The sequence below is a fragment of the Sphingomonas sp. Root710 genome (assembly GCF_001429065.1).
In the GTDB taxonomy this organism is placed as follows: Bacteria; Pseudomonadota; Alphaproteobacteria; order Sphingomonadales; family Sphingomonadaceae; genus Rhizorhabdus.
The window spans coordinates 296,682-316,307 of record NZ_LMIB01000001.1; the positions used below are offsets into that span (position 1 = coordinate 296,682).

The following is a 19,626-nucleotide window of genomic DNA, read 5'->3' on the forward strand; positions in this document are numbered from 1 at the left end:
TCAGCTCTTCGATCTGTCGCGTTGGAACAGCATGCGCAGTATGTGCCATGCCAGCCTCATTCCGATGAGCTTCCGCCCCCCACGAAGCTCGCTGGGACGCAGTACAGCCTTCATCGGCATGGCGCCCATGATCTTTCCCTCGATCAGCAGCCCCTCCGGGTGCTCGCTGATCGATTGGATCTCCATCAGCATCGATTTGTCAGGACCGTACAGCTTCATGATTGCCCTCCGCAGAGGCTGTCGAAATCGATCCCCAGGTCGCCGCAGATCCGGACCGCGGTCGCGCGCCCTCCGCCCGTGACACCGCCCGGGGGGTGCATGAACGTGCCGGCGAGGTACAAGCCTTCGGCGCCGGGCACCGCATATTGGGCGAGCGCCGGTGTGGGCCGGTGGCCTCCAATCTGATAGAAGAACTTGCCGATGCCGCCGACATCGCCGCGTTGAAATGTGGGCGAATAGCGCGCGGCATCCAGCGGTGAATGGAAGATCCGGCCCACGATGGTGTCCGCGGTCAAGTTTGAAAAGCGCCGTGCTACCATCTCGTGCATATGAGTCTCGATCTCGGCAGCGCGGTGTTCCCAGGCATCGGCACCACCGTCCCGCAGATCGTAAGGGCAAAAGGCGCTGACGGTCAGTGTCGACCCGCCTTCAGGCGCCCGGCGCTTGTCCCAGACCGTGTGGTCGAGCACCGAGAGCATCTCGCTGCGGGGCAGGTCGCCGTAGCGCACGTCGTCGAACGTCCGCAAATAGGCCTCTAGAGAGGCCGGCGCGAAGTTCGTCTGCGCGGCGCGCGCTTCATCGGGCACATCGCGGAACTGCGGCTGCTGATTGAGCGCGTACATGAGCCACATCAGGCAGAATCCCGACGTGTCTGTCGCGAGCGCAGGGCGGGTTACGGCCAGGTCGAGGTTCTCGACCATTTCGTCGAGCAGCCAGGGGTGGATCTGGCCAATGACGATGTCGGCGTCGACGGTCTCGCCAGTCTTGAGCGTGACGCCACGGGCCCGGCCGCCGTCGACCCGCACCTTCTCGACCTCTGCGTTGACGCGCAACTCGGCGCCATGGAACGTCAGACAGGCTTCAAGCGCCTTGGCCAGCGCGATGCTTCCGCCGACCGGGATGCCCCAGGGAAACCGGTGGATGAAGCCGGCCATATTGAAGATCAGCGCCCCGGTCCCCTTTTCCTCCGGCCCGACAAGCAACTCCGCGGCGCATTTGAGAAGGTGAATCTTCACCTTCTCGCTCTCGAAATACTGGTTGAGGACGTCCAACATGCTGCGTTGCATGTTCGCCATCATCGTTTGCCCCTCGGGGCTCTGATCCAGCAACGCCCAGAACAATCCCTGCGTTGGCGGCGGCACGAACATGCCCTGAACGATCATAGGTAACAGCGCCAAGCTTTGTTCAGCAAAAGCGCGGTAGCCTCGCGCGTCGGCTTCAGAAATCCGCGCTATCGATGCGCAGGTCCGATCGAGATCGGTATAGCTGACGATATAGTCGCCGTCGTCGAACACCGTCGAGAAGTTGGCATCGGGATAGAGATATTCGAGGCCGAATTTCGAAAGAAGGCCCAGCTCGTCATTCTGTATGACCGGGTTTGCCTGGATCAGAATGTGCAAAGTCGAATGCGGATCGTGCAGAAAACCTGGAGCCACCAGCTCCTGCGTCATCGTTCCGCCGCCAAGGACCGCGTTGCGTTCGAGCACCAGGACCTTCTTGCCAGCCTTCGCAAGATAGGCCGCCGCGATCATACCGTTATGCCCCGAGCCGATCAGGACAACATCGAATTTACTCGTTGTCACGCGGTCGCCCTCTCTCTGCGTGCGATTTTTCAAAACACGCTGCGACCGCTCGCGGTCATTTCCGGTACCGGCCCGTCGAGGCTCCAGCGCTCCACTATAATTCCCTCCTCGAGCCGAAAGAGGTCGAACGCGATGGAGCCCCTAGCATTGTCGCGGGCCGTTATGTGGCTGAGGATGAGTACTTGCTCATCCTCAGCCAGTTCTTCCCACTAGAACTTGTAGTTTAGCGATGCGCCAAAAGTTCTGCCGGGGGCGGTTACGGTGATGTCGGCATAAGACTGGAACTGAAGCGTCGTGGCGTAGGCCTCGTTTGTCAGGTTGCGTCCCCAGACCGCCACACTGAGCCGCTCGTCCTCCCCGATATTCCAGGAGATCGAGCCGTTCAGCAGATCGTAAGGCCGCTGCTGCAGCCGATTGTCGGGGTCGGAATACCAGCCGTCGCTGTGGAACCAGGCTCCATTCAGGACCACGCTTCCGCTGGACAGCGGCACACGGTAATTGAACCCGAGATCGAGCGTCCATCGCGGCGTATAGGGTATGTCGTTCCCCTTGGCATTGAATGAGCCAATCGTATTGCCGCCGCCCGTCGCATTCGGCGTGGAGAGCTGAGCACCCGGGAAGTCCCTGAACTTCGAATTGAGCACGGACACGCCGCTCGTAAGAGTCAGTTCGTCCGTTGGCTTGGCGGTCACCTCAAGATCGAAACCGTAAATGCGCGCCTTCGCCGCGTTACTGACCCTGATGAGACCATTTATGAAGCTCGAGACCTGAATGTTCGAATAATCATAGTAGAATGCAGATCCATTCACGCGCAGGTGGCGGTCAAGTAGATCCGACTTCAGACCGACTTCATAAGCATCCAGCTTTTCGGGAAGGAAAGGATTGGGCGGGGAGAGGAGAGAGGCTGCATTGAACCCGCCACTCTTGAACCCGCGATTATACGACGCATAGACCAGAACATCGGGGTTGAAACGATGATCGAGCGCAACCCGCCAGGTAGGCTTGTTGACTGAAATCTTGCCGGTTGCGATTGTCGGTATGACAGCACCAGTCGCGATCACGGTTGTCGTGCCGCTCGCGTCGAGCTTCCGGGTCTCCCAGGAATAACGACCGCCAATCGTCAGCGACGTCCTCTCATCAAATTTATAGGTACCCTGCGCGTAGATCGCCGGCGACTTGGTTCGCTGGCCTGACTCGAACCGCTGGAGGGCGGTGGGCAGGCGAATATTAACGTCTTTATAGTTCCCGTGATACCAGATGTAATAGGCACCCGCAGTCCAGACGAACGGCCCCGAGCTTTTCGAAATCAGCTGGAATTCCTGGCTGAACTGCGTGTCCCGGACGAGGTTGTTAGTCTGGATCACCGCAGCCGGGAAAGTGTCGATGTCGAAGATGAGCCGGCTGGTCGAGTCGCGATAGGCGGTCAGGCTGACGAAGTCGAAGCCGTCAAAACTGTGCGTGAGATTGACGCTGCCGCCACCCTGACGGTTCGTATAGGAGGGACTGATGTTGCTGTAAGTGTCCCACTTTCCGCCGGTGAACGGTACGCCGTTGAACGGCGCGCTAACCTGCGGCGTCGAGCCGGTGACAGGCCGACGGTCAAGACCCGCCATATGGGCATCGACATAGTCGCCGCTAATCGTCAGCTTGGTGTCCGGGCCGAGCTCGAACTTCCACTTGGAGCGGACGGCAAATTCCTTGGAATCGCCGGTGTCGGCACCGGTCGTGAGGTTTCGGCCAAAACCGTCTCGCTGGTTGCGATAATAGACCGCCAGATCGGCGGCAACGCCATCGGCGAGGCCACCCGTGACATACATCGATCCGGTGACGGTGTCCTTGTTGCCATATCCCCCGGTCAGCTTGCCGCTGAATTCCTGTTTAGGATCAAGCGTGGTGATCTGGATAAGGCCGCCCGTCGCATTGCGGCCGAAGAGAGTGCCTTGCGGGCCCTTGAGGACGGCAACCTGGTCGATATTGGTGAGCGACAGCAACGTCGTATTGGAGGAAGCGTAATATACACCGTCGACATAGGTCGCGACGGAATTTTCGTTTCCGGCGATTGCGGTCGTGCTGCCGACACCGCGGATTCTTGGAGCGGCCGTTCCGCCGACCTGCGTGTAGGTCAAGCCCGGGGTTGCGGATGCGATATCGAGCGTGCCGGCGACTCCTTTCGCCGCAAGCTGTTCGCTGCTGAGCGCCGACACGGCGATCGGAACGTCCTGGAGACGTTCAGCGCGACGCTGGGCCGTAACGACAATGTCTTCAATAGCCCCTTGCGCCTGATCCGTGTCGGCATTGGCTGCTTGTGGGGCCACGTCCTGCGCATGGGCGGCTACCGGAAGTATACCGGCCCCCAAGACGGTGCTCACGATCCAAAAACGTCGCAGTGCTGCAATAGCCATTCTGTCCCCTCCCTCTTTTTGTCTCGCCCAAGCCTTGGATGGAATATTGGGCTAGCGAGCTCGACTATCGGCCGACTGAATGGATCCGCTTCCGGCACCACTTCGACCATCGCGTTCTCGCGTCAGTATGTGCTAGATAGCTCGGGCATCCCTGACCAATTGTGATTGCCGATCCCAGACATTGCGTCCCAACATGCTGATCATCGGCAGGCTTAGGCCTGCCAGTGAACCATCGGCAGGCCGGAGACGGGGCTTTGAAAATAGGGGATCGCGGTGCTCCGCAAGCCGCCTAAATAGACCGTGGAGAGGTCGGGCCCACCAAATGTGACGCTGGCGAGCCACGTGCAGATCTGACCGCCTGCGCCCATCAGCGTTTCAAATGGCACTGGCTTCCCGCTGTGGAAGGCTTGCTCAAAGGCAGCCGTTCCAGCCGGATCGCCATCGTCGAGAAGCTCGAGAACGTCACCTTGCGGCGTGATGGCGATCAGGCGCTCAGCAAAGATCATCGTCGCCCACAGATTGCCATAGGCGTCGAAGGCAATACCGTCGATTACCCCGGTGCCGAGCGAGGATGGCCCGAATATTTCCCGGTCGCTTAGCGAACCGTCGGCACCAACTCGCAGGCGCGTGACCCGTTTGCCTGTGGTTTCGGCAACGTAGAGCCATTCTTCTTTCGCATCGAGGCGGATCTCGTTGGTAAAGCTGAACCCATCTGCGACGATCCGCGGTCCCTTCTCGTCCAGGAGAACGATATATCCGTCGGAAAGCGACGGGGTCATCGCATCGCTCCACGGATTGATCATCGTCGAGATCGTGATCCAAATCCGGTCCCGGCTGTCGCGCAGGACGAAGTTAACCTTGCCGAGCGGTCTGCCCTCGATGCTGTCAATCAGCACCGTGGTTTCGCCGGTCCTCGTCATCCGCTCGAGCCGATCGGTTCCGAAGTTCGAGATCAGGATATCGCCATTTGCGGCAAAGGCGAGGCCATTGGGTAGGGTCCCCGCGAGCAGGCTCGCCGCGGCATCCGCCCCCACGTCAAAATGGGTATCGACCGACTGCGCAATGAGGCGCTGGCTCCCGTCGGGAGCGATCCGCATCACCCCGCCGCGGGCATCGGCTGCCCAGAGGGTTCCATCCCGCTCCGCCAGGATACATTCCGGGCGCTGCAGATCGTGCCCGATCGTGCCGATCTTGCTCCTGTCGACAGAAAAGCCCAGGAGCGGGTTTGGCCCACGGCCATGTTGAATGAGGGTCATTCCATTCTCCCGAACCGATCGGCGATCCAGTCGGCGATGTAGCTGCGCACGACTTCTGAATTGTCGGCGCTCACATGCTCCACTCCGCCCTCACGATCGGTGAAGAATTTAAGCTCAAGATCCGGGCTGTTGATCGCCTGGTCGTGGCTCTGATGAGCATATTCGATGGGAATCTGCCGATCATTGGCGCCGTGGGTGATCAGGAAAGGAATGGTCATGTTCTGGAGGTGGCCCTCCAATGTGATGCGCGGGATCAGCTCCATGAATGATTCCATGTCGGGCTGTCCCCACACCCACATGACGTGGTCCCAATAATGTGGGACGGGCATGTCGCCCTCTCGAAGAAGGCGACGGCGTTGCAACTCGCCCCAATTATGGTTCGCACCCCATGCGACGCAGAGCTTGAAGCGCTTTTCGTAGCAGGCGGCGCGGGGCGAATAGTAGCCGCCAAGCGACCAGCCCATCATTCCGATGCGCTCGGGGTCCACATCGTCACGCCCCTCAAGATAATCGACGGCCGCCCCGGCCCAGCGCTCCGATTCCACTACGGCCGTCAGGCCGCGCTTGCGCAGCGCCTCCCCGACACCCGGATGATCGATAGCCAGCATCGAGATCCCGCGATCAGCCAGCGTGTCGCGGGTGATCAGGTAGATCATTTCCTTTATGCTATCGAGACCATTGCAGAAAACCATGCACGGCCGCGGACCCTCGCCCTTGCCGCGAACAAACAGGCCGGGGAAGCTTTTGCCCTCATAGGGAATTTCGACAGGCTCCGCGTTCAGTCCGCCGGATTCGATCGCGCGCCCCATCGTGTCGAGCATCTTGTCGTACATCGGCCAGCGCGGCGCATAGTGGACGCTCTGCATGCGCTCGGCGGTCATATAATATGCGGTGGCGCGCTGGTATTTCTGCGATGCGCTGAGCCCATGGCCGGCGGCCATTGCTTCGTCGCCAAGCGCCACCAGCCTGTCTCCCATCGCGCCCCAGGCGTTGAAGAAGGCTTCGGTGCCTTCATCATCGCCCCGTTTGGCGATATCGCGCACTTCGTCGTTGGCGCGGTCGATCTCTCCCATCACGCCACCCATGGCGAGGGCGAGGTTGACCGACAAGTTCCAGACGTAATTGCCGGGAAAAGGCTCGTACATTGGATCGATCCCTGTTGTGGCCGTGCGAAGCGGCGGTCCCTAGATTTCGGTGCGGTCGCCGCCCTTGAGGCCCAGCATGGCCCGAGCCTCTGCCGGGGATGCGGGTTCGTGTCCCATCTCAGCGAGGATGCGGACCGCCTTGGCCACCTGCTCGGCATTCGACACGGCGAACTTGCGCGGTTCGATAAACAAGCTGTCTTCCAGGCCGACACGTACATGTCCGCCCAGCAGCGCCGCCTGGGTGATGAACGGCATCTGATGACGGCCGGCGCCGAGCACCGACCATTGATAGGTGGACGCGCCGAACAGCCGGTCGGCAGTCTGTTTCATGAACATCAGATTGTCGAGATCGGCACCGATCCCGCCTAGAATCCCGAAGATCATCTGAATGAAGAAGGGCGCCTCGATCAGTCCGCGATCAACGAAGTGGGCGAGGTTATAGAGATGGCCGACATCGTAGCATTCATGCTCGAAGCGAGTTCCAGCTTCGCGAAGACTGGTTAGGATATAGTCGATGTCGCGAAACGTATTGCGGAAGATGTAGTCGTCCGAATTGACGACATAGGCTTCCTCCCAGCCGTGCTTCCAGTTGGTGATCCGCTTCGCCGCACCGAAATAGGCGAAGTTCATCGACCCCATATTCAGCGAGCACATTTCCGGCTTGAATCTGACCGCTGCGGCAAGCCGTTCTTCAACGGTCATGCGCGTGCTGCCGCCGGTCGTGATATTGATCACGGCGTCGGTCCGCTGCTTGATGCGCGGCAGAAACTGCGCGAACACGTCCGGGTCACCCGTGGGCGCCCCCGTTTCGGGAATGCGTGCATGAAGGTGGATGATCGCGGCGCCGGCCTCCGCTGCTGCGACGGACTGCTCCGCAATCTCTTCCGGCGTCACAGGAAGCGCATCGGACATGGACGGCGTATGCACCGAACCTGTCATTGCGCAGGATATGATGACCTTGCTCATGAATGTGCCCTCGGAGTTACGGTCAATAGGCTTCCATCAGCGCCTGTGTGGCGTTGTGGAGCAGCGCTCCGGGATCAGCGCCCGGTGTCAGAGCACCGGCCCATTCTTCCAACTCCCAGTCGCCGATCTGGCGAGAGGACTCGACGACAAACTTTGCCCGCGCAAAGCGGCGCGACATGAATTCCTCAAGAAGCGCTGGAACCGGGGCGTCACGCGCCATGAGTTCGGCCAGCAACACTGCGTCTTCGATCGCCATTGCGGCACCCTGGGCGAGATGCGGGGTTGTACTATGTGCCGCGTCACCGATCAGCACGATCCTGCCCTTCATCCAAGGCGCCGGCAGAAGCATCGATTCCATGGGGCGGTAGACGACCTGAGCGGGATCGGTAATCAGCGGCTTCAGTTCGGAGATTAGCCCGGAATATTCATCAAGCCTCTGGCGCATCTCGACCGCCAGCTGTGCACCTTCCCATCGCGCTTCCTTACGCTCCGGTGTAACGATCAGCATGTACATCAGCGTCGGCGAAAGAGGTACCAGCCCTACCTTGCTGCTGGGCCCCACATAAAGTTCACCCCATTCGACGCTGGCCGGGCGAGGGAGGTTGTAGCGCCACACCCCTTGGCCAGTGAATTCCGGCTTCAACCCGTCGCCGAACAACTTACGGCGCAGGTTCGAATATAGGCCGTCGCTGCCGACCACGAGATCATATCGGCCTGTGGTGCCGTCAGAGAAGGCGACATCGACCCCTTCGGGCGTATCCGCGAACGTGACGATCGAGGTGCCAAAGCGGATCGGCACGCCCAATTCGGCCGCGGCGCCGGTCAGAATACGGTGCAGCTTGGGTCGCGTGATGCCGTTATTTGGCGGAAAGTCTGGTGCGGCATCGCTGGTGGCCGGTGCGTCCATGAGCACCTTTCCGGCGGCATCGTAGATTCGCCAACCCGGAAATGGAGCGCCCTGTTCGACGCACGCCTGCGCCAGGCCCAATCGGTCGAGCGCGCGCAGCGTATTGTTCGGCTGGATGATCCCGACGCCGTAGACGGTGATCTCCGGCTCGATTTCAATGACTTCGACCGAAATACCTTGCTGCATGAGGGCGACGGCCGCAGTCAATCCCCCAATACCTGCTCCGACCACAAGCGCGCTCGAAATAGCGGTCATGACTTTGCTCCCGATATCGCTTCATCGCCCAAATATTTGAATTCCCACGCCGGCTCCTCGATGAGGAAAGAGGGCAGATTGTGCACATGGTGCGCATATCCGAACAGCGGCACGGTCCAGTCGCGCGGGACCCAACTATCGTCGACATAGTCGGTGTCCGCGCCATACTCAGCTTCGCCGCCCGCGGGGCAGGGCAAATAGTAGAACAGTGCGGAGTCGATGCGATGCCGGCCAAGGCCAAAATGCGACGGTTCCCAACCTCTTCGCTGCATATAGTTCGCGCCGATCATGATCTCGTCCACGTCCTCAACGCCGAAATTGGCATGATGGAAGCGGATCTGGCCGTCCATGTCGGGCAGCGGGGCGTTCGCATTCAGCAATAGAAAGCTGTGATGGTTGATCGCACCATCGGCCCGCAAATAGGTGCCGAAGCCGCGCTGGATATCGGTGAGCCGAAAGCCGAGCCTGTCGATCATGAACCGGTAAGCCGTGTCGAAATCGGCGACCGCGAACACGCAATGCGAAATGACTTTGGGCCGCGCACGGCGCCGCCATTTGCGATGCTGGTTCATGCGTCCCACATGTCCCGGCGCATTCAGAGGGTCGGGCGCACATGTGACAGCGGTTTTCGCGAACACCCGAAGGCCCATCGCGATGCCGAAGGGAGTCACGAATCGAGCGGCGCCGTCTGGGCCGCGGCTAATCTCGCAGTCGACCGCAAGCTTCGCGACCAGGGCTTCGAGGGCCGCCACACTGTCTACACCCCAAATGATCTCCTGAACGCCGTCGCCGACCACCTTGGACATCGTTGGTAATGCGGAATGACCATGCGGCAACAGCACCACTCGAGAGCCTTCCGGAAGCAAGAACACGGTCTGTCCGTCGGGCGCCTCTTCCCGAGTCAGCCCGAAATCCTCAAAAAACCGCGTCGATGTTTCGAGATTTTCGACCGCATAGGTCAGCCTCTCGATCCCGACAATCGCCATCCCCGCCTCCAACATTGGTTTGGGCGAGTTAGACGTGGCGGGGCGCAGCTGGAAAATTGCTATTTACAATGTTTACAATCGGGGGGCGCAATGCCGACGGTTGGGGGCGTATATTGCCTTCGCGCCGGTATTTCGGGCTATCGAACCGCCTGCAAATTCGGCTTCAGGCTTTTTTCCTGATTGGGAGACGCTGGCGAGGCGTACCGGATCGGCGTGCCGCTGCTCCAGGTTTCCGCCACCGTTCGCAACTTACCCCGGAGCCACGTATGGGCTGGGTCGTGCATATGCCGGGAATGCCAAAACATCGTCTCATGGAGTGTCGCCATATCGAATGGCGCAGGGAAAGTGCGAACGGGCAACGTTCTCGCAGCGACCTCGGCTAGTCGCGATTGGATGACGCCGACCAATTTGGAGCCGGCCACCATAGATGCCACCATGGAGAAGTCCGGTACAGTGAAGTTGGGTTTGAACATCGGCAGCCGCTGGCGAAGAGAGGCAATCTCGATTGTATTGACCGTGCCGATCATCTGCACGCTGACATGCGGATAGCCCAGCAGCTCGTCCAGGGAGGTTTGCTCGGTCGCTGGATGGTCATTCGCGACGACACAGACGAATTCGTCTGAGAAAAGACGCTCGGAATGAAGCTTGTCGCCGCCATCGTCGTTGCCGAGCAGAGACAGGTCGTCTGCCGTTATGCACAGGTCCAACTCGCCGGAAATCATGCGCTTCACTGGGGCGTTGATCGGCAATATGCTCAGACGGACGCCGGGGGCAGCCTCCGAGATCTCCTTGACCACCAGCGATAGAAAGATCGACGTGCAATAATCCGACGCCATCAGCGTGAATTCGCGTGTGCTGGTTGTTGGATCGAAGACGGGTTCAGCGTGTATCAGCTGTTCAACGCCAAAGAGCGCTTGACGTACAGGCTCGACCAACGATGTGGCAAATGGCGTCAGTTCCATCTCACGACCGTTACGGATGAGCAACTGGTCGTTGAACTGATAACGCAACCGCTGAAGCATGCCGCTCATCGTCGGCTGGGTGACGTTCAGCCGCTCGGCGGCGCGTGTTACATTCCGGTCGGAAAGCAGCGCGTTGAGAGCCGCCAACAAGTTAAGATCGAATCGAGCCATTCCGTCCTCGCCGCCGTGGCTCCGTGAGGGTGATCCCCCCGGGCTCTAGCTTTCGTTACTCTGGAGACTGTCCGTCCCATCTGCAGAGTTAACACAGGTCCACCTCGCGGAAAACCGATATGAGGGGAGGGGAGATCAGCGTCAGGTACGTTGGCCGCTTTCGTGCCGCTGTCTGTGGGCCTCGATCGCTAGTTCTTCGACGGTCCCCCGAAACGGCGCTGGTGCCAGCATCCGGGCACCTTCGAGAAATCTTTGCGGCCGATCGGCCGCACTATATCGTGATCGGGTGGTCCCGTCGCAGAGCTTGCGGCCACCGCCCGCACCCGTCGCAGCGGTCAACGGCTTATGTGGTGATTAACGATGTCCAGACACCCATTTCTCGAACAGCGCGAGATCGATATTACCGCCGGACAACGGAATTCCAACGCGCTTGCCCTTTATGGCAACCGCCTCTTTCAGGGCGCCGGCTAGCGCGGCAGCCCCAGCACCCTCGGCAAGGTTGTGCGTACATGTCCAAAATAAGCGGATGGCCTCGGCAATCTCTTCATCTGTGACGGTGACGATCCGGGAAACGCCAGCTCGAATCATGTCGAATGCATCGCGGTCAGGAATTCGCACCGCCAGGCCATCGGCCAAGGTTTCGGCCCTATCCAGCGAGATGGGTTCGCCGGCTTCGATAGACTGCTGATACGTTGGTGCGCCTGTACTCTCTACGCCGACGATCTGCGTGGAGAGGCCGAGCAAGTCGCGCACCATGATCGCGCCGCAGATGCTGGAACCGAGGCCGATCGGAACATAGAGAATATCCAGAGCTTTGGCTGCCCTGAAGAGTTCCAATGCCCATGTCGCGACGCCCAACACAAGGTCGCGGTGGAATGCCGGAACCAGCCTCAAGCCGTCATGGTCCGCAAGTCGTGTCGCTTCAAGACGGGCAGCATCAAAATCGGTGCCATGCTCGACCAGGTCGACACCAAGCGCTCGCATGGCAGCGTTCTTCTCCGCACTGTTGCCATGCGGAACGACAATTTTGACCGGCAAACCGAACCATTGGCCCGCATATCCAAGCGATAGACCATGATTGCCGCGGGTTGCGCTGATCAATCCATTCGGTGCCAAGCCTTGGATCGCCAGTTGCTCGACGTGGATCAGCCCTCCGCGCAGCTTGAAGGCGCCGGTGGGCGTGTGGTTCTCATGTTTGACCCATAGCTCCGCCCCAAGCTTCGCCGACAGAAGAGGCCACTGCTGTTGAGGCGTAGCAGGAAATACCCGATGGATGCGCTGCGCCGCGTCCTCCAATTCGGCCAACGTAAACATAGCTACTCCCTCACGGAATCCTGCCTAATCACGACAATGCGGCCGTCACCGTGCCTTACCAGATTGCTTGTCCTGATATTCCCAAAAGCGGCGGGCTTCCTTTGAGATATAGCCGCGAATATTCTCAGCATCCTCAGCGCTGAGGTAGCGGCTGAAACTCGCCATGCCGTTATCCTTCAGCAGCCCGTCGATCACGATCTGACGGAACGTCTCCTCGCTGCCGATCGCCGCCGAATAACGCAGGTCGGGAAGCACATGATTACCGACGGCCGCCTCGCTATGGCAGAAACTGCAGTTGAGAGAATAGGCCTTGCGACCGTCCTCGATCTGCTGCGCAGTCCACTTCGACGCCGGTGAGAGATCGACGCGCGTCAGCTCTTCCTTGACGGGCTTTGGTAATTTGCCAGTGGCACCCAGCGCGAACGTCAGCAGGCGGCGAGGGGCGAAACGGCTGCCTACCGAAGGGTCATTAAACGCGGAAGCCAGCGCATAACCTGCCCCCCATCCGACCAGTACGGAGACATATTGCCTGCCTCCCACCGCATAGCTGATCGGCGGGGCGACGATCCCCATCTGGGTCGGAAACTCCCAAAGCTTCTTTCCGGTCTGCGCATGATAGGCGACGAAACGACCGTCGGCGGTGCCTTGGAAGACAAGATTGCCAGCGGTGCTGACCACGCCGCCATTCGCGGGATTGGCGTGTTCGACGCTCCACACCTTGCGCTGATGGACGGGATCCCAGGCGAGAAGCCGCCCCTGCAGCAGCTTCTTCACCTTCTTGCGTTCGTCGAAGTCGTCCGGAATTGCCGCGGCCGAGAAATCCACGCCCAAATTCCAGGTGCCGGGGCGCCGCTTATATTTCTCATCCACGACATATTTGACGGGAATATCCATCACCGGAATATAGACCAGTCCGGTTGAGCGATTGAAAGACATCGGATGCCAATTGTGCGCAGCGAATGCCGATGGCCGCATCAGGAACGGCTTGCCGGGCTCGTAACGAGCACCCGGTGCTTCGATCGGCCGCCCCGTCTTCATATCGATGCCGGTCGTCCAGGTTTGCGGCACGAAGTTCTTCGCAGAAATGAGCTGGCCGGTCTTGCGGTCCAGCACGTAGAAGAAGCCGTTTTTAGGCGCCTGCATGATGACCTGCCGGACCTTCCCCTCTATCGTCAGGTCGGCCAGAATCATTTGTGAGGTTGCCGTAAAATCCCAATCGTCCCCGGGCGTCGTCTGATAGTGCCACACATAAGCGCCGGTATCGGGATTGATGGCTACGATCGAAGACAGAAACAGATTGTCGCCGCCGCCAGGAGAGCGGATGTCCCGCCGCCACGGGCTGCCGTTGCCGACGCCGATATACAGAAGGTTGAGCGCGGGATCATAGGCCATCGAATCCCAGACGGTTCCGCCACCGCCATTTTCCCACCATTTTCCGGTCCAGGTCTTGGCAGCTTCCGCCAGATAAGGTGCTTCAAAGCCCTTGGATGGGTCTCCCGGCACCGTATAGAAGCGCCAGTCCTGTCGACCGGTATCGGCATCATATGCGGTGACATAGCCGCGCACGCCATATTCGGCGCCGCCGTTTCCGATGATCACCTTACCCTTCACGACGCGGGGCGCGCCGGTGATCGTGTAGGGCTGGCTCTGGTCAACGGTGACGACGGACCAGACTTTTTTGCCCGTCTTGCGATCGATCGCTACCAAGCGGCCATCGATCGTCCCCACGAAAATCTTGTTGCCCCACGCGGCTACCCCGCGATTGACGACGTCGCAGCAGGCCTTGAAGCCAGTTTCGCGAGGCACCTCCGGATCATAGGTCCAAAGATGTTTGCCGGTTCGGGCATCGACTGCGATGACCATGCTCCACGCGGTCGAGAAATAGAGCACGCCATCGATCATGAGCGGAGTCGCCTCCTGTCCCCGGTCCACCGGCAGATCGTAGAACCAGGCGAGACCGAGCTTGCCGACATTCGCAGTGTTGATCGACGTCAATTGGCTGAACCGGTCTTCTCCATAGGTCAGGCCGGGCGTAAGCCAACTGCCGGGTTCAGCATGCGGGGCATCGATTATCCGTTGCGCAGAAACGGGGCGCTCTCCGCGCGCTTCAACATTCTTTTTCTGGACCGCAGCAGCGCCGGAAACAACGCCAGCGGCAAGAAGGGTGATACCGGCGACAGCCAATGGTCTGGCGAACTGATGTTTTGCCACGAAGAAACCCCTATACACCTACTCTTAGCGGCAAGGACTATCCAACCGCGCGCAATAAGACAGGTTCGTGAAGCATTTTCTGACGGGAACAGAAAAGCTTCTGCTCGCAGCGAACATTATCGCCACCGGACAGCATTATCCGGCTTCAGGCCGAGCCTGGCATCCTCGTCGCTCGCAACGGACTGTTCCGGCGAACGTCGAGCGGACGAAAGCCATGATGCTGCCGGAACGCCGTGGAAAAGCTGCTTTGCCGTGAATAACCCACCTGATCTGCGATCTCGGACAAAGGCGAATCGGTGTCCGTTAGCAAAAGGCGGGCATGCTCCATGCGCAGCTTATGAATATATTCGAAGATCGTTTCGCCAAACAATATTCGGAAACCTTCGGACAATTTTGAGCGGTTGGTTGCAAACTGGCGACACAGCGCCGGGATAGTGATGGGCTGGCGGAAATCACTTTCCAAGGCCGTGCGCACCGCGTGCAGCATATCGATATCGCGCGCTTTGAGTGAAAAGCTCGGCCCGATGAACTGATCTCGCGACGTTAATTCGTGGAAGGACAGACAGATAAGGTCGAGCACCTTCGCCTCGACATGGATTTGTTGCAGCCATGGACTGAAACCGGGGCGATCCAGATCGCCCAGGGCCTCCTTCATCCGCAAGCTCAGCGGCAACTCATCGCACAAGAAATCGGAATCCGCACAGTCGAAGTAGCGCCGCGCCGGTTTAGGCAGTTCATCCGATGAGGTCCGAAGGAGATCCAGTATCGCGCTGCGGCGGCAGGCGATCGTCAGCGACACCTCTCGAACCCCCGCAGCGAAGCAATCGTCCTTGACCAGGCCTTCGGGATGATAGGCGATGACGCTACGGCCGGTTTCCAGAAGCGTGTCAGGACGCCCTGCAAAGCGCAGGACGTTGCGGCCGTTCAACTTATAATGGAATTTGAGAAAATCCTGACCGACGGCCGGGCCACTCGCGTCGCGCCGAAACTCATAATCGCATCGCATGATGCGCATGTCGCCGGGCAGGGCGGCTATGTGGCGGCTTCCTTCGCCATATTCCTCGTCGACCCTATTATGGACGTGCCCGTCGATAATCTCACGACTGGCGAAGGGCAGGGTCGGAAACGCGCTGTCCACGCACGCAGGATCGCCTACGATCGACGCGAAAGCGTCGTCCGTTCCACGGGTCAGTGAAGGTGGTCGATCTGCGTCCAACTACCGCTCCCCTCGCGAGAAATAGGTGAGTTAAGCCCATCATGTCATGCCCCCCACGCGAAGTCGAGGGCGGTTTCCGGCCATCAACGGACCCTCGAAGAGGGAGCTGGCTATGGTCGATTTTGAGCATTCACGAATATGAGTCAGCTTTTCTCCTCTTGTCGAACATTCCCGCGCATGATGGGTCAGCTACGCTGTGTATGGATTTGCACGCTGGTCAGCGCCGTATAGGACAGCAGCCCCTGTCCGCCGCTTTCGACACCGAAGCCTGACTGCCTGTGCGGTTCCAGCGGTAGCGAACCAAAGGCCGCTCCTGCACTGGGCCGCGGGCAGGCGTTGATCGACAACTCGCCGACGCGCAAACTCCGCATAACCTCATGCATACGGGAGACGTCGGTGGTCCATACCGTCGCCGACAAGCCATAATCCGTTGCATTGGCCAGGCGCATTGCCTCTGACACAGTGTCGAAGCCCATCACGCTCAGCACCGGCCCGAAGATTTCCTCCCGCGCAATCACCATATCGCTGGTAACCTCATCGAAGATCGTCGGTTCGACGTAATAGCCGCCGCTTTCCTCCAGGATCGGCCTACCGCCATATACCAGGCTCGCGCCGTGCGACCGGCCGTGATCGACGTAGGCAAGGACCTTGTCCATCTGGAGCTTGCTTATCAATGGGCCGAAATTGGCATCGGGATCGAGCGGATGGCCGGGACGAAGAGCTTCGATGATTTGCGCGAGCTTGTCGATCAATCGAGCTTTAATGGAGTTGTGGACGATCAGGCGCGTTCCCGCGGTGCAAACTTGCCCCTGATTCCAGAACATGCGGCCAAACACGCCTTGGGCGACGGCGTCGAGATCTTCGAAATCGGGAAAAACGATGTTCGCAGATTTGCCGCCGCATTCGAGCAGCAATCGCTTCATATTGGATGCGCCCGCCGCCTGCATGATCCGCTTCCCCGTCGCACTGGACCCGGTGAAGGAAATCATGTCCACGTCGTGGTGAAGCGCCAATGCGTTGCCGACCGTAGCACCGATCCCGGGCACTATGTTCAGAACGCCGGCGGGAACCCCCGCTTCGATCGCCAATTCGCCGATCCTGAGCGCCGACAGCGAGGAGAGTTCCGACGGCTTGAGGACAAGGCTGTTCCCCGTTGCCAGGGCAGGGGCAATTTTCTGGACCGCGAGCACGGTTGGAAAATTCCAGCCGATACTCCCCGCGATCACTCCGCGCGGCGAACGAGTCACGACGGCAAGGCTGCTGTCGTCCACGAACGACGATTGCCCGAAGATCTTGTCGACACTTTCGGCGCAGTAGCGCACGATACCGACCGACAGGGGGAGATCGATCGACAGAGCGTCGTTGATCGGTTTGCCTACCTCGATGGCGTCAAGAAGCGCGATCTCCTGGCTATTGGCTTCTATCAGATCAGCCAGCGTCAGCAGGATCGTCTTGCGTTCCGAAAGTGGCAAGCCCTGCCAACGCCGATCTTCGAACGCGCGGCGGGCGCTCGCCACCGCTTTATCGACGTCCTGCTGGGCACCCTCGGGAAGCTGGTGAAGAACCTCGCCATCGGCGGGATTATATTTGGTGAAGGACGCTTCGGACCCGCTGTCGATATATTCGCCTTCGATAAACGGCGAAATAAGGGAAGAGAGAGCGGCTGCTCTCTCTTCCCAATCCTCTTTATTAACGTTGTCCATGTCCTGCTTCGCATTCACCATGAATTAAAATTTCTTGCTGACCTGGAGGCCGATCTCACGAGGACGGTTGCGGAAGACAACGTCACCAAAGATGTCGTTCTGCGCGCCGGTGTCACCCAGCTTGTTGAACACGTTATTCACGTACAGCTGGGTTTCCCAGCCGCCGTCGTCCTGCGCCACGCCGAAATGCGCATTGACGAGCGTGAAATCGCCAAGGTCGCGGTTCTTCAGGGTGCCGTTGTAAATCTGCGTCGAGAAATAGGATTTATAGGTGCTGACATAGCTGGCATCGACACGAACGAACGCACTCATCGTGGCGTTGATGCTCTTTTCGTAATCGGCGGAACCCGAAAGCGTAAACTTCGGCACACCGAGCAGGCGATCACCCGCAACACCACCTGTGGTGGGCGCTGCCGCCAGCAGCTTGGCATCGGTATAGGCGCCGTTCACGCTAAGCGTGAGGCCATCGGCCACACGGGCCGTCACCGACGCCTCGGCGCCTCGGATTCGCGCCTTCGATGCGGTGTCGAAAATCGTGAACCCGCAGGTCAACGGGTTGCGAAGTTGGATATCCTTCCAGTCGATTTGATACGCCGAACCATTGAACTGCACCCGGCGATCCGGCGTGCTGCCTTTCAGGCCCAGCTCGTAACTCCACAGCGAGTCCGACTTGAATCCCGCAATGTCGTTGGGATTGAAGCCGATCTGTTGGAATTCGGCCAGACATTGCGGGTTGGTCGACACCGGCTGGTTAAATCCGCCGGGGCGGAAACCCTTGGCGACCGTCGCGTAGACGAGCAGGTCGGGGTTCGCCTGGAAAGACAGCGTCGCCTTCGGATTGAAGCCATCCTCCTTCAGGCTTGCCTGGCGGAAGGCAGCATCGGCGGTGACGAAGATTGCCAGAGGGTTGGCAACGAACAGCGAATGCTGGCTGATGTCGAAGTAGCGGCCACCGACCGTGAGATCCAGCTGGTCCGTGAAGGAGTATGTCGCCTCGCCGAACAAGGCCAGCTGGCGCAAGTCCTGATCAACGATCGCTGAGTAGAAATTAAGGTCCGTAACCCCCGTGACCGGTGACACGAACGGATCTTTGCCAACGAGGGCGGCCGGCGTTCCGTTACGGGCGAGGTAAGCGGCAAAGCCGGCCCATGGCCCATCCTGCGTGAAACGTTTGACCTGCTTCGAATAATAAGCGCCGACGATATATTTGAGGGGGCCGCTATCATCCGAGGCAAGGCGCAGTTCCTGCGCGAACTCATGATAGCCCTGCCGATTGTAAAGGCCGATGCCGGGGGCAGGCTCCGCGAAGCCCGATACGATCGAGACGTAGCTGCGGCCCAGCGGGGTCAGGTCACGAAAGCCCAGATCCCGCCGATCGAGGTAGGATGTCGAGGAGGTAACCGTCGCACCACCGACATCGACCGACACAACGCCGTTGATGATGTCCATGTTGCTCGTGCTGCGCGGTTCGACGAGATAAGCCGAAGTGAGGTTCGCACCCCGTGGTACCGCATTCAGACCATGAACATTTACATCGCGATGGATATATTTGAGGGCAATGTCGACGGTTTCGGTGGGCTTATAGAGCAGCGTTCCGCGTACCAGCCAGCTCGTGTCGTCATTATAGTTCTTTTTGCTGAAATCGGGCGACACGTTATCGATATATCCGCCAGTTTTGCGGTAGGTTCCAACGATACGGACGGCCATCTTATCCGTGGCGATCGGCAGATTGACGACCGCATCACCGCCATAGGACATGTCGCCGGACCGGGTCGTCGACACTCGCGCCTGGGCTTCGCCCTCAACACGGTCGAGCTTCGGCGCCTTGGTGATGAAGCGGATCGTGCCGCCCATCGAACCCGCACCGTACAGCGTGCCTTGCGGCCCTTTCAGAACTTCGATCCGTTCGATGTCGAACAAATTGAGGTCGGGCGAAGCGTTGTTTTCGTTGTTCGTGCCGCCGGGACTGGTGAGCGAGACGTCATCCAGATAGACACCGACCGTTTCCTGCGGCTCGGACTCGGAAGACCCGGAAACACCACGGATGCGGACTTTCTTCTGGTTGGGCCCCGTGTCGAACACGGCGAGGCCCGGCATCGCCTGAGCATAATCCTGCACGCTTTGGGCGCCCGTCCGCTGAAGCGTATCGGACGAAACCGCCGAAATGCTGGCGGGAACTTTCTGGAGCGACTCCGCGCCACGCTTATTGGCCGTGACGACGATGTCGCCCAGACCGCCCGAATCCTCGGTATTGGCGCTCTGTGCGAGCGCGGTAGAAGACAGGCCCGCCATCAAGAGTCCTACGCTCACTGAAAGCCGACGCGATCCAA

Annotated in this window: 14 protein-coding genes; all 14 read right to left on the bottom strand. The window is 59.6% G+C overall.

From position 1 onward, the window contains the following. The 14 genes from ASE00_RS01440 to ASE00_RS01505 all read right to left on the bottom strand — a co-directional run bounded on the left by ASE00_RS01440 (position 1) and on the right by ASE00_RS01505 (position 19,588). Positions 1 to 219 carry a hypothetical protein gene (locus ASE00_RS01440; RefSeq protein ID WP_056377176.1) on the bottom strand — a complete coding sequence of 73 codons (219 nt, stop codon included), beginning with the start codon at positions 217 to 219 and terminating at the stop codon, positions 1 to 3. Continuing rightward, on the bottom strand, positions 216 to 1,835 hold the full coding sequence (locus tag ASE00_RS01445; protein ID WP_162256388.1) for a phytoene desaturase family protein: 1,620 nt from the start codon (positions 1,833 to 1,835) through the stop codon (positions 216 to 218). Before ASE00_RS01445 ends, ASE00_RS01440 begins: the two co-directional genes overlap by 4 nt. Positions 1,836 to 2,011: 176 nt before the next feature. Continuing rightward, entirely contained in the window at positions 2,012 to 4,204 is a 2,193-nt protein-coding gene (locus ASE00_RS01450) for a TonB-dependent receptor (RefSeq protein WP_082594401.1), read from the bottom strand. 212 nt (positions 4,205 to 4,416) lie between these two features. Next, positions 4,417 to 5,460 (bottom strand): SMP-30/gluconolactonase/LRE family protein, encoded by a 1,044-nt coding sequence (locus ASE00_RS01455; protein ID WP_056377182.1) that lies wholly within the window; start codon positions 5,458 to 5,460, stop codon positions 4,417 to 4,419. Further along, positions 5,457 to 6,605, bottom strand: coding sequence for an alpha/beta hydrolase family protein (locus tag ASE00_RS01460; RefSeq protein WP_056377184.1), 1,149 nt, complete (start codon positions 6,603 to 6,605; stop codon positions 5,457 to 5,459). The genes ASE00_RS01455 and ASE00_RS01460 overlap by 4 nt, the downstream gene beginning before the upstream one ends. Positions 6,606 to 6,644: 39 nt before the next feature. Beyond that, positions 6,645 to 7,571, bottom strand: coding sequence for a 3-keto-5-aminohexanoate cleavage protein (locus ASE00_RS01465; RefSeq protein WP_056377187.1), 927 nt, complete (start codon positions 7,569 to 7,571; stop codon positions 6,645 to 6,647). A gap of 22 nt (positions 7,572 to 7,593) precedes the next feature. Beyond that, positions 7,594 to 8,733, bottom strand: coding sequence for an FAD-dependent oxidoreductase (locus ASE00_RS01470; protein WP_082594403.1), 1,140 nt, complete (start codon positions 8,731 to 8,733; stop codon positions 7,594 to 7,596). Continuing rightward, positions 8,730 to 9,719, bottom strand: a complete 990-nt coding sequence (locus ASE00_RS01475) for a VOC family protein (RefSeq protein WP_056377191.1) — start codon at positions 9,717 to 9,719, stop codon at positions 8,730 to 8,732. Before ASE00_RS01475 ends, ASE00_RS01470 begins: the two co-directional genes overlap by 4 nt. Before the next feature lie 137 nt (positions 9,720 to 9,856). Next, a complete protein-coding gene (locus tag ASE00_RS01480; protein WP_162256389.1) occupies positions 9,857 to 10,828 on the bottom strand; it encodes a LysR family transcriptional regulator in 972 nt (323 codons plus the stop codon). Positions 10,829 to 11,206: 378 nt separating this feature from the next. Continuing rightward, positions 11,207 to 12,166 carry a threonine dehydratase gene (locus ASE00_RS01485; protein ID WP_056377195.1) on the bottom strand — a complete coding sequence of 320 codons (960 nt, stop codon included), beginning with the start codon at positions 12,164 to 12,166 and terminating at the stop codon, positions 11,207 to 11,209. 45 nt (positions 12,167 to 12,211) lie between these two features. Next, positions 12,212 to 14,377 carry a PQQ-dependent dehydrogenase, methanol/ethanol family gene (locus ASE00_RS01490; protein WP_056377197.1) on the bottom strand — a complete coding sequence of 722 codons (2,166 nt, stop codon included), beginning with the start codon at positions 14,375 to 14,377 and terminating at the stop codon, positions 12,212 to 12,214. Positions 14,378 to 14,522: 145 nt separating this feature from the next. Then, the gene (locus tag ASE00_RS01495) at positions 14,523 to 15,515 is read right to left on the bottom strand and encodes a helix-turn-helix transcriptional regulator (RefSeq protein WP_056377199.1); all 993 of its coding nucleotides are present in this window, start codon (positions 15,513 to 15,515) and stop codon (positions 14,523 to 14,525) included. Positions 15,516 to 15,778: 263 nt separating this feature from the next. After that, a complete protein-coding gene (locus ASE00_RS01500) occupies positions 15,779 to 17,317 on the bottom strand; it encodes an aldehyde dehydrogenase family protein (RefSeq protein ID WP_056377200.1) in 1,539 nt (512 codons plus the stop codon). 3 nt (positions 17,318 to 17,320) lie between these two features. Beyond that, positions 17,321 to 19,588 carry a TonB-dependent receptor gene (locus ASE00_RS01505; RefSeq protein WP_056377202.1) on the bottom strand — a complete coding sequence of 756 codons (2,268 nt, stop codon included), beginning with the start codon at positions 19,586 to 19,588 and terminating at the stop codon, positions 17,321 to 17,323. Between the last annotated feature and the right edge of the window lie 38 nt (positions 19,589 to 19,626).

Coding starts and splice junctions, on each gene's coding strand:
- ASE00_RS01440 (WP_056377176.1), bottom strand. CDS start 219: ATGAAGCTGTACGGTCCTGACAAATCGATGCTGATGGAGATCCAATCG.
- ASE00_RS01450 (WP_082594401.1), bottom strand. CDS start 4,204: ATGGCTATTGCAGCACTGCGACGTTTTTGGATCGTGAGCACCGTCTTG.
- ASE00_RS01455 (WP_056377182.1), bottom strand. CDS start 5,460: ATGACCCTCATTCAACATGGCCGTGGGCCAAACCCGCTCCTGGGCTTT.
- ASE00_RS01460 (WP_056377184.1), bottom strand. CDS start 6,605: ATGTACGAGCCTTTTCCCGGCAATTACGTCTGGAACTTGTCGGTCAAC.
- ASE00_RS01465 (WP_056377187.1), bottom strand. CDS start 7,571: ATGAGCAAGGTCATCATATCCTGCGCAATGACAGGTTCGGTGCATACG.
- ASE00_RS01470 (WP_082594403.1), bottom strand. CDS start 8,733: ATGACCGCTATTTCGAGCGCGCTTGTGGTCGGAGCAGGTATTGGGGGA.
- ASE00_RS01475 (WP_056377191.1), bottom strand. CDS start 9,719: ATGGCGATTGTCGGGATCGAGAGGCTGACCTATGCGGTCGAAAATCTC.
- ASE00_RS01485 (WP_056377195.1), bottom strand. CDS start 12,166: ATGTTTACGTTGGCCGAATTGGAGGACGCGGCGCAGCGCATCCATCGG.
- ASE00_RS01500 (WP_056377200.1), bottom strand. CDS start 17,317: ATGGTGAATGCGAAGCAGGACATGGACAACGTTAATAAAGAGGATTGG.
- ASE00_RS01505 (WP_056377202.1), bottom strand. CDS start 19,588: ATGGCGGGCCTGTCTTCTACCGCGCTCGCACAGAGCGCCAATACCGAG.